10 protein-coding genes and 1 riboswitch are annotated in these 10,157 nt (G+C 72.9%); of the genes, 5 read left to right on the top strand and 5 right to left on the bottom strand.

The features are described from left to right. The first annotated feature begins 26 nt into the window (after nt 1-26). Nucleotides 27-524 carry a peptidylprolyl isomerase gene (locus AMK29_RS18585; protein ID WP_073814245.1) on the top strand — a complete coding sequence of 166 codons (498 nt, stop codon included), beginning with the start codon at nt 27-29 and terminating at the stop codon, nt 522-524. A gap of 136 nt (nt 525-660) precedes the next feature. On the opposite strand, the gene AMK29_RS18590 is transcribed toward AMK29_RS18585, so the two are convergent. The 3 genes from AMK29_RS18590 to AMK29_RS18600 form a co-directional block, all read right to left on the bottom strand. Then, complete coding sequence (locus tag AMK29_RS18590; RefSeq protein WP_073814247.1) at nt 661-1,497, bottom strand: NAD(P)H-binding protein; 837 nt, start codon at nt 1,495-1,497, stop codon at nt 661-663. Nucleotides 1,498-1,632: 135 nt separating this feature from the next. Beyond that, nucleotides 1,633-1,881, bottom strand: coding sequence for a type B 50S ribosomal protein L31 (locus AMK29_RS18595; RefSeq protein WP_073814249.1), 249 nt, complete (start codon nt 1,879-1,881; stop codon nt 1,633-1,635). A gap of 112 nt (nt 1,882-1,993) precedes the next feature. Further along, nucleotides 1,994-4,558, bottom strand: a complete 2,565-nt coding sequence (locus AMK29_RS18600; RefSeq protein ID WP_073814251.1) for a SpoIIE family protein phosphatase — start codon at nt 4,556-4,558, stop codon at nt 1,994-1,996. Nucleotides 4,559-4,712: 154 nt separating this feature from the next. Between AMK29_RS18600 and AMK29_RS18605 the strand changes: the two genes are divergently transcribed. Both AMK29_RS18605 and AMK29_RS18610 read left to right on the top strand, forming a co-directional pair. Beyond that, complete coding sequence (locus AMK29_RS18605; RefSeq protein ID WP_073814253.1) at nt 4,713-5,477, top strand: alpha/beta fold hydrolase; 765 nt, start codon at nt 4,713-4,715, stop codon at nt 5,475-5,477. A 119-nt stretch (nt 5,478-5,596) separates the two neighbouring features. Then, complete coding sequence (locus AMK29_RS18610) at nt 5,597-6,883, top strand: phosphoribosyltransferase family protein (protein ID WP_073814255.1); 1,287 nt, start codon at nt 5,597-5,599, stop codon at nt 6,881-6,883. Here the strand turns inward: AMK29_RS18610 and AMK29_RS18615 are convergent. Next, nucleotides 6,877-7,761, bottom strand: a complete 885-nt coding sequence (locus AMK29_RS18615; protein WP_073814257.1) for a LysM peptidoglycan-binding domain-containing protein — start codon at nt 7,759-7,761, stop codon at nt 6,877-6,879. The genes AMK29_RS18610 and AMK29_RS18615 overlap by 7 nt on opposite strands. Nucleotides 7,762-7,765: 4 nt before the next feature. Beyond that, nucleotides 7,766-7,947: riboswitch (cyclic di-AMP (ydaO/yuaA leader) on the bottom strand. A 342-nt stretch (nt 7,948-8,289) separates the two neighbouring features. Between AMK29_RS18615 and AMK29_RS18620 the strand changes: the two genes are divergently transcribed. Then, nucleotides 8,290-8,934: a DUF6197 family protein gene (locus AMK29_RS18620; protein ID WP_073814259.1), complete on the top strand. Its 645-nt coding sequence runs from the start codon at nt 8,290-8,292 to the stop codon at nt 8,932-8,934. Between the two features lie 24 nt (nt 8,935-8,958). On the opposite strand, the gene AMK29_RS18625 is transcribed toward AMK29_RS18620, so the two are convergent. Further along, on the bottom strand, nt 8,959-9,837 hold the full coding sequence (locus AMK29_RS18625) for a LysR family transcriptional regulator (RefSeq protein ID WP_073814261.1): 879 nt from the start codon (nt 9,835-9,837) through the stop codon (nt 8,959-8,961). 71 nt (nt 9,838-9,908) lie between these two features. Here AMK29_RS18625 and AMK29_RS37180 point away from each other — a divergent pair. Then, nucleotides 9,909-10,157: EamA family transporter (locus AMK29_RS37180; RefSeq protein WP_241845488.1), on the top strand; the 249-nt coding region annotated here is incomplete at its 3' end.

Consider the following 10,157-nt stretch of genomic DNA (forward strand, 5'->3'; position numbering starts at 1 on the left):
TGCGCGAGTAATGACAGGATGTCCCCATGAGCGAGAACGTTTACTTCGACATCACCATCAACGACGAGCCCGCGGGCCGCATCACCTTCAAGCTGTTCGACGACGTCGTCCCGAAGACGGCGCAGAACTTCCGCGAGCTCTGCACCGGCCAGCACGGCTTCGGCTACGCCGGCTCCCCGTTCCACCGCGTCATCCCGCAGTTCATGCTGCAGGGCGGTGACTTCACCCGTGGCAACGGCACCGGTGGCAAGAGCATCTACGGCGAGAAGTTCGCCGACGAGAACTTCAAGCTGAAGCACGACCGCCCGTTCCTGCTCTCGATGGCCAACGCCGGCCCGAACAGCAACGGCTCGCAGTTCTTCATCACCACGATCGTCACCGACTGGCTCGACGGCAAGCACGTCGTCTTCGGCGAGGTCGTCGAGGGCCAGGACCTCGTGAAGAAGATCGAGGGCCTCGGCTCCCGCTCCGGCGCCACCAGCGCCTCCATCAAGGTGGCCGAGTCCGGCATCGTGAAGGCCTGATCGCCTTTCCGAGCTGAGCGGAGGGCGCCTGGCGCCCTCGCTCGACCTTCCCGGCCGGGGCGGGGAACGCCGTCCACGCGACGCGCACCCCGCCCCCGCCCGTGGGCCGCACACCTCCACCGCCGCCGGACGTTCCTCAGCCGAACGCTGGCGCGTTGCGCTCCGCCCACGCCGAGAACGGACGCGGTGCCCGGCCGAGCACGCGCTCCACGTCCGGGCTCACCCGCCGCTCCTCCTCCTTGGGCTCGCCCATCACGGCCAGCATCCCGTCGACGGCGTCCTCCGGCAGGAACCGCACCAGCCGGGCCCGCGCCTCGCTCGCGCTCAGCGCCACGAATCCCACCGGGGCCCCCACCGCCCTGGCGATCGCGTCGACCTGCTCGCGCGGTGACACCGCCACCGGCCCGGTCAGCACGTACGTACGCCCCGCGTGCGCCGGATCGCGCAGCGCCCGCGCCGCCACCTCCGCGATGTCCGCCGGGTCCACCACCGGCAGCGCCACATCGGCGAACGGCGCCGCCACCGTACGGGCGGAACGCACCTGTTCGGCCCAGAGGAAGGCGTTCGAGGCGAACCCGCCGGGCCGCAGGACCGTCCAGTCGAGCCCCGACTCCCGTACCGCCGTCTCGAAGGCGCGCAGGATCTCGTGGGACACGGAACCGGTCCGCGTCCCCACGAGCTGGGAGGACTGGAACACGATCCGCCGCACCCCGACGGCCACCGTAGCCGCCACGATCTCACGGGGACTCAGCTCGTCCCCGAGGCCGGCGACGAGCAGATGGACCGCCTCCGCTCCCTCGAACAGGCCCTTGAGGCCGTCCACATCGGCCAGGTCGCCCTGCCGGTGCGTCACCCCCGCCGGCAACCCGGCCGCAGGCCCCCGGCTCACCGCCGTCACCCTCTCACCGGCCGCGGCCAGCAGCTCCACCAGCGGTCGTCCGACGTTTCCGGTCGCTCCGGTCACCACGATCACAGCAGTTCCCCTCCAGGGAGTCCCCGGCGGAGCGCCCGCGCTCCGCCGTCTTCGTGACCTCATCCTGGAAGGCGAACTGGCCATCTTCCGGCCAGTTTCCCCGCGCGTTCTCGCGAGCGGCCGGAGCCGCGGGGGTCAGCCCTTCTCGCCGAAGCGCCGCTCGAACGCGGCGATCCGTCCCTCGGAGTCCACCGTCCTCGCCTTGCCCGTGTAGAACGGGTGGCTCTCGGAGGAGATCTCGACGTCGACGACCGGGTACGTGACGCCGTCGTCCCATTCGATGGTCCGGTCGCTGGTCGCGGTGGACCGGGTCAGAAAGGCGTATCCGGCCGAGCGGTCACGGAAGACCACCGGGCGGTACTCGGGCTGCTCGTCCTGCTGCACGTGTCCTCCTCGGGCTTCCGCCCTGACATCCCGGCCTCCGTCGGCACGGGCATCCCCAGCGTCCCCGGGCCGACGGCCGCCGACCAGCGCCACGGGTCCGACCGGGTGAACCTCAGCCGTGCTCGGCCCAGCGCGCGGCGAGCAGCAGCGCGATGTCGTCCGGGCGGGCCGTCGCCTGCCGGGCCTCCCGGATCACCCGGTCGGCGGCTTCCGTGAGCGGCAGCGAAGCGGTCGCGGCGAGCGCCCGGCGCAGCCGCTCGATCCCCTCGTCGATGTCCCGCCCCGGCTGCTCCACCAGGCCGTCCGTGAACAGCGCGAGCACCTCGCCGGGAGCCAGCCGCAGCCGCGTCACCGGATACGAGGCACGGTCGTCGACCCCCAGCACGACACCGCCCGCGAGGTCCAGCAGCTCCGTCGTCCCGTCCGGCCGGAGCAACAGGGGCTGCGGATGCCCGGCCCGGACCGCCGTCACCTCACCCGTGGCGGGGTCGAGGAGCATGTAGCAGCAGCTCGCGAACTGCCCCGGGTCCAGGTCGATCAACAGCCGGTTCGTCCCGCTCATCACGTCCTGCGGCCGATGACCGCCCAGCGCGAACGCCCGCACCGCGCTGCGCAGCTGCCCCATCGTGGCCGCCGCCGCCACGCCGTGCCCCTGCACGTCGCCGATGACCAGGGCGAGGCACCCCTGCCCCGCCTCGATCACGTCGTACCAGTCGCCGCCGACGTCCATGCCCTCGGTGCCCGGAAGATAGCGGCCCACTGTGTCCACCCCCTCCCGAACCGGCAGCCGGTTCGGGAGCAGCGCGTCCTGGAGCCCCCGCGCCACCGCCGACTCCGAGTCGTACCGCCGTGCCCGCTCCAGGGCCTGCGCGATGAGGCCCGCGAGTGCCGTGAGCACGGTCCGCTCCTCCGGGCTGAAGCCGCGGGGCCGGTCGAAGCCCAGGATGCAGGAGCCCACCGGCCGGCCCGAGGCGATCAGCGGCAGAAACGCCCGCGCTCCCGAGTCCGCGTCCAGCGGGAGACCGGGATACGTCCGGCCCAGCCGCTCCATCGACTCGAAGAACAGCGGCCTGCCCGTGGTCAGCGTCTCCACCCCCGGCAACCGGGCGTCCAGGGCCACACCGTCGAAGGACTCCAGGAATCCCGGCGGGAAGCCCGTCTCCCACGCCAGGTACAGACGCCGGTCACTCAGCAGGTAGATGGCCAACTGGCGCCCGCCGAACGCAGGGAGCAGCTCCTCCGTCACCACCGCCGACACCTGGCGTGCGGTCACGGCCTCGGAGAGCGCGATCGCCAGCGCGACCGGCCGGTACGACGCCACCGCCTGGTCCTCGGTCAAGGAGAGCGTGTCGTCCATGGCGGCCCCGGCGCCGCTGCCCGGCGTGAGGTGCGACGGGTCCTCCTCCGGGACCAGGACCATCGTCACCCCGTCCCGTCCGGGATGCAGCGAGACGGACAGCCACAGGCCCGCCTCGGGCCGGGCCAGGAACCGCGCCGGCTCACCGGAGATGAAAGCGGCGCGCAGTTGCTCCTCGTGGAACGGAAGACCGAACCAGGGCAGCGCCTCCCACAACGGTCGTCCCGCCAGAGCGCCGCGGGGGCGCCCGAGCAGCCGCTCGGTGCGCTCGTTGACGTAGGTGACGCGTCCCAGGCGGTCGATCGCCAGGATGGCCCGGGGCAGCCGGTCGGTGGCGTCCGAGCCGATCAGCCCCGTGCCGAGGTCGACGAGGGTGCACACGAGCCGCACCCGTTCTCCGGGCGGATCGGGCAGCCGGTCCGGGTCCGCCTCACGCTCCGCCGTCGGCGGGGCCACACGCGCCTGCGTGGAGACCTCCAGCAGGTGCAGTCCGCCGTCCGGCCCCTTGAGCCGGATCCTGCGCACCGCCGGCCGCCCGTCCGCTCCCGTGGCCTGCCGGGCCGCCGCCCAGAGCGCGTACCCGTCCTCGGGATCGAGGAGGGACGTCAGCGTCTCGATCGAACAGGGCGAGGTCACCTCCGTGCCGAGGATCTCCAGGAGCCCGGCGTCCATCGTGACCGTGCCCGTGGGCAGGTCCCAGTCGAAGGAACCGAACCGGACCGGTGGCGCGCCCGTCGTGGACAGCTGCACGCACACCGGGTCGCCGGGCCACTCGACCACCGTCCCCCGGCGGGCCAGATCGGCCAGGGCCTCGCCGAGGCGGAGCGCCCCCCGCGTCATCCGGTCGCGGTCCCGGGCTTCCACCGGAACCCCGGGGGTCGGCGCCCGCAGGACCACGAGCACCCCGAACCGCTCACGCCCCGCGACGACGGGCGTGTACAGCGAGGCGAAGGGGAACGGCAGGCTCGCGACCAGCTGGGGGAACCGCCGCATCGCCTCCTCGACGTCGGCGAGGTGGACGGACTGGCCTGATCGATGCGCCTCGGCCACCGGGAACGGCCGGTTCTCATGCATCCGCCACCACGGACGGAACAACTCCCCCGGCAGTCCCACCAGGACCGCGAGCTTCAGCAGCCCCGTCGTGCCCGAGCGCAGGTACACCCCGCCCGCGTAGCCGCCGACTGCCTCGATCGTCCGGAGCGCCGCCTCCGCGAGCGCCCAGGTCAGCGCACCGGAAGCAGGCCCGTCCGCGGCTCCCGTTCCGGACGGACGCCCGGTTCCGCCAGCCGGGCCGGGGCCGGACGTGCCGTGCGAGGTCACACAGCCAGCATGCCCCCGAGAGGAAACGCCCTGCATCCCGGGACGGGCGTCGCCCGATGTCGTATTGACCACACGCGTCCATACCGTCACACTCGGTAGTCGATCGCGCCCGCAGTCGTGCGGCGCCACCACCACCTCTCGCTCAGGGGGCACGATGACGGACCGCGTTCTTCCGTACGACGTACAGGGCGACGGCCCCCGGCGGGCCCTCGTGCTGCACAACTGGTTCGGTGACCGCACCAGCTTCGCCCCGCTGCGCGCCCACCTTCAGGACGCCGACGGCTCCTACGCGTTCGTCGACTGCCGCGGATACGGCGAGGCGCTGGACCGCGCCGGGGCCTACACGATGGAGGAGGTCGCGGCCGACGCCCTCGCGGTCGCCGACGACCTCGGCTGGGACTCCTTCTCCGTCATCGGTCACTCGATGGGCGGCAAGGCGGCCCAGCTGATGCTGCTCGACGCCCCCGACCGCGTCCGCTCGATCGTCGGCATCTCGCCCGTCTCGGCGGCCGGCTTCCCCCTCGACGGCGAGACCTGGGAGCTGTTCGCCGGGGCCGCCGAGGAACCGGCGAACCGGCGCGCGATCATCGACAACACCACCGGCGGCCGATACGACGACGCCTGGCTGAGCACCCTCGTCGACCGGTCCCTCGCGCGCTCCTCCCCGACAGCCTTCCGCGCCTACCTGGACTCCTGGTCCCGCACCGACTTCCATGAGCGCGTCCGCGACAACCCCACGCCCGTCCTGCTCGTCGTCGGCGCCCATGACCCCGCGCTCGGCACCGAGGCGATGGAGGCGACCTGGCTGCGCTGGTACCCGAACGCGCGCCTCGCGGTCCTGAAGGACGCCGGCCACTACGCGCCCGAGGAGACCCCGCAGGCCCTCGCGGAGGCCATCGAGGCCTTCCTCGCCGCCTGACCGGACTTCTCCGCCCCCGACCTGGCGCCGCCCTGGACGCGTCTACCCTGGAGATGCGGGCAGGGGGCCGGGTACACCGTTCCTCCCGGCCCGGCCGCGCAGGCGGAAGGGCGGCGGCCATGTACTTCAGCGACCGGATCGACGCGGGCCGGCAGCTCGCGGCCCGACTCGGCCACCTCAAGGGCCGGGACGTCGTGGTGCTCGGTCTCCCTCGTGGCGGTGTACCGGTGGCCGCCGAGGTCGCCGACGCCCTCGGCGCGCCGCTCGACATCTGTCTCGTACGGAAGCTCGGCCTGCCCCGTCAGCCGGAGCTCGCGATGGGCGCGCTCGGCGAGGGCGGCGTGCGGGTGGTCAACGAGCGGGTGATGCGTGAGACCGGCGCGGACGCGCGCGACCTCGCGGCCGTGGAGCGGCGCGAGCAGGCCGAGCTCGACCATCGCGCCCGTCGCTACCGGGGCAGCAGGCCCTCCATGCCGCTCGAAGGCCGGACGGTCCTCGTCGTCGACGACGGTCTCGCGACCGGTGCCACGGCCCTGGCGGCCTGTCGGGTGGTACGCGCCCGGGGCGCCGCCCGGATCGTCCTCGCGGTGCCGGTCGCGCCGCCCGGCTGGACGGCCCGGCTCGGCGGCGAGGCGGACGAGACCGTGAGCGTCCACACCCCGGAGTCCTTCTACGCGATCGGACAGTTCTACGGGGACTTCACGCAGACCCCGGACGCCGAGGTCATCGCCTGCCTGGACCGGAACCGGGCGACGCGGGGCCCGGTCGTCCACGAGACGGACGTACGGATCCCGGCCACCGGAGCCACCCTCACCGGACGGCTCGCGATGCCCGAGGGCGCCCTCGGGATCGTCCTGTTCGCCCACGGCAGCGGCAGCAGTCGGCACAGCCCACGTAACCGCGCGGTGGCGGCGGCACTCAACCGGGCAGGCCTCGGGACCCTCCTCTTCGACCTGCTCACCGAGGCCGAGGCGGGGGACCGGGCCCGGGTGTTCGACACTCCGCTGCTCGCCGGCCGGCTCGCCGAGGCGACGGAGTGGCTCGCCGCACGGCCGGAGACCGGTGCCCTGCCGCTGGGCTACTTCGGGGCGAGCACGGGAGCGGCCGCCGCCCTGTGGGCGGCGGCCGCTCCCGCGTCCTCCGTGGTCGCCGTCGTCTCACGCGGCGGCCGGCCCGACCTCGCGGCCGATCACCTGGCCCAGGTCAGGGCCCCGACGCTCCTGGTGGTGGGCGGCGGGGACCCGCTGGTCCTCGACCTCAACCGACGGGCCGGCTCCCGGCTGCGCTGCGAGAACCGGCTGGCCGTCGTGGCGGGCGCCACGCACCTGTTCGAGGAGCCGGGCGCCCTTGAGGAGGTGGCGGAGCTCGCCGGCTCCTGGTTCACCCGGCACTTCCGGGATCAGTAGGGTCCGTTGACGTTGTCGATGGAGCCGTAGCGGTCGGCCGCGTAGTTGCAGGCGGCGGTGATGTTGGCGACCGGGTCGAACAGGTCCGTGGACGTGCCCGGCACGTGGTAGGCGTCGAAGGTCGGCTGGATCACCTGCAGGAGGCCCTTCGAGGGGGTTCCGGCCACCGCGTTGGAGTCCCAGTTGTTGATGGCGAGGGGGTTGCCGGACGACTCGCGCATGATGTTGCGGAGGATCCCGTCGTAGGAGCCGGGGATGCCGCGCTGGGCCATGATGTCCAGCGACTGCCGGATCCAGCCGTCGAGGTTGTTCGCGTACTGGGTGGCGGCGACGGGAGCGGCCTTCACGGGAGCGGCGGCGGGAGCGGCCTGCGCGGCGGAGGCGCCCGTCTTCTTCGCGACGGCCGGGGCGGCCGCGCGGCGCTCGGAGCGGCTCGCCCGATCGGCCGAACCGGTCTTCTTCGCCTGCTGTGGGGCGGCCTTCGCCGAAACCCGACCGATCGTCAGTTCAAGCCCGGGGCGAATAAGTGACGGGTTGTCACCCACCGCGCTCTTGTTGGCCTGATAAAGAGCCTTCCAACCCCCCTGAATTCCCTTCTTCTGGGCGATCAGGGAAAGCGAGTCGCCACGCACGACCGTGTAGGTGCGGGCGGCGGCCGGGGCGGTGGGAGCCTTGACGGCTGCCGCGGCGGAGGCGGGAGCGGCGAGGGCGGCGGCGGGCCGGGCGGCGAGTTCCGGGGCTCCGGAGACGGGCGCGGCACCGGCGGTGGCGGGGGTGATCAGCGGGAGGGCCAGGGCGGCTCCACCCGTTCCGAACAGGGCGAGTCCACGAGAGACGGTGTGGCGTCGGGGGCGGCGGTGCTTACCGTGAGCAGGCATGACGGATTCCTCTCCGGCGCCTGCGGGGTGAGCTGTCGGGTTCGGACTGGAGATGCCCGGCCGCGCGCACGCGGCTTCACCCCGAGCCGTCCCGGATTCCGGGCCGGCGTATTCGTGGGTCCCCCGCTCCTGCCGTCGGGTGAAAAGGGAGGTATTTCGAGCGGTGGCAGGATTCGGCGATCCGCTCGAATGGAGGTGACCGTAGGCCAGCAATGCGGAAAAGGACAAGAGGGATGGGTGGTCGTCCCCGGAAGAAGGATCACCGAATTCGCCGAATTCAAGATCGACCGTTCTTCCGGCGTGCCGAACTTCCTTGCGCGGCCCGGATCGCGTCCGTCCATGGAGGGGGTTGCGTCGCCGGGGAGTGAGTCGCGTCACCAGGTGCCTAATGTCCGAATATGCACCTTAATTCTGTTAATACTGAAGTGTTCTGTAAGGGGTCAAGGGATTCGGGGCGCTCAAGGGCATACAGCGCAAAGCCGACATTTGTGTTGAAGGATGGTGCACCCCGACCTAGGAGCCGCCCGGATGTCCCCCTCCGCAGCCCTGATCAGCCCCGACGCCCTCGACCGCGAGGCCGCCGCCCTCTACGAGAGCGCCACCTGGCAGCGGATCGTCACGGACTGGATGGCCGCCCCACCGCACCCGGCCACGCCCGGCCCCGTACCCGGCATCACCCCGGACGCCGCGCCGGACCCCGAGAGATGGCGGGCCCTGCTCAGCCTGCCGGTGGACCGGCTCGTCGCCGACGCGCTCGACGCGCTGCCGCCGCCCCTTCCCGTCGAGCGCCGGCTCCCGGGCCGGATCGGCGCCGTCCTGCCCGACCGGCTGCACGCCTGGCGCCGGGTCGGCCAGCCCGAACTGCGCCCCTCGGTCCACCTCGGCTACGCGCGCCTGGTCCTGACCGAGTGGGGCTGGCAGAACACCCCGTACAAGCTGCGGGACGCCCGAGGGGCCCGATGCGTCTGCGGCGCCTTGCTCGCCGCTCACCGCCTCGGCTACGGCAGTGCGGCGACGATGAACGAGGCGGCCGCCTGGATCATGGCCGAACTGCGGTCACGCGGGTGGCGCGAGCTGATCGGACCGTGGAACCGGGCACCCGGCCGCACCGCAGCCGACGCCGTCGCCCTCCTCGACGCCACGATCCGCCGCGCCGCGCACGCCGGCCGCTGACCGGCAGGCGCCGTCGCCGGCGGCTCACACCTCCTGGAGCGCCGTGACGAGACCCCGCACGGCGGGCAGGCTCAGGGACGACTCCCGTACCGCCGCGTGGATCGCGCGGACCGGCTCCGGGCCGCGGACCTTGCGGACGACCACGTTCGGGTGGCGGCTGCCCAGGCCCGTCAACGGGACCAGGCTGACGCCGAGGCCGGCCGCGACGAAGCCCTGCGCCGTGGCGTACTCCTCGCACTCCACCGCGATGTCCGGGGTGAACCCGGCCGCCGCGCACGCGTCCATGACCGCGTCGAGGCACGGCCCGGGGCGCTCGCTGCCGACCCAGGGTTCGGCGGCGAGCTCGGCCAGGTCGACGGCGGTACGGCGGGCCGCGAGCGGATGCCCCTTGGGCAGGACGGCCCGGTAGGGGTCGTCGAGCAGATGGACCAGCCGCAGTCCGTCGCCCGACGCGGCGGTGGCACCGCTCCGGGGGCGTACGACGAGGGTGAGGTCCGCGTCCTCGTCCGGAGTGCCGTCGGCGATCGTGAGCACGACGCGTACGCCGGGGTGCTCGACGCGGAACCGGGCCAGGGCGGGAGCGACCAGATCCGCGCCCGCCGTGGCGAAGTAGCGCATCGAGATCTGTCCGGTGCGTCCCGCCCGCAGATCGGCCAGGGCGGTCTCGGCCTCGGCGACCTGACGGCCGATCACGGCGGCGTGCTCGGTGAGCAGCCGTCCGGCGGCGGTCGGTCGCACACCTCGGCCGAACCGTTCGAGCAGCGCGATACCGGCCTCCTTCTCCAGGACGCCGATCTGCTGACTCACGGCGGAGGGCGTGTAACCGAGGTGCGCGGCCGCGGCGGTGACGGAGCCACTGCTGACGACGGCCCGCAGCACCTGCATACGTCTCACATCCAGCATGTAGCACAGCTTAACGCTGGATGCATGATTCATCGCTTGTCCTGTCGGATGGGGCACGGGACCGTGAGGACATGACATCGGCGATACGCATGGGCGTCCTGGCCCTGCTCTGGGGCTCGGGCTTCCTCTGGATCAAGATCTCCCTCAACCAGGGCCTCACCCCGGGATGGATCACCTTCGTGCGCTGCCTGCTCGGCGCCGCGGTGCTCGTCGCGCTCGCCCACGGGGCGGGGCAGCGGCTGCCCCGGGACCGGGCGACCTGGGGACGGCTCGTCGTCGCCGCCTTCTTCTGCAACGCTCTGCCGTTCCTGCTCTTCTCG

Source organism: Streptomyces sp. CB02261, assembly GCF_001905665.1.
Taxonomy (GTDB): domain Bacteria; phylum Actinomycetota; class Actinomycetes; order Streptomycetales; family Streptomycetaceae; genus Streptomyces.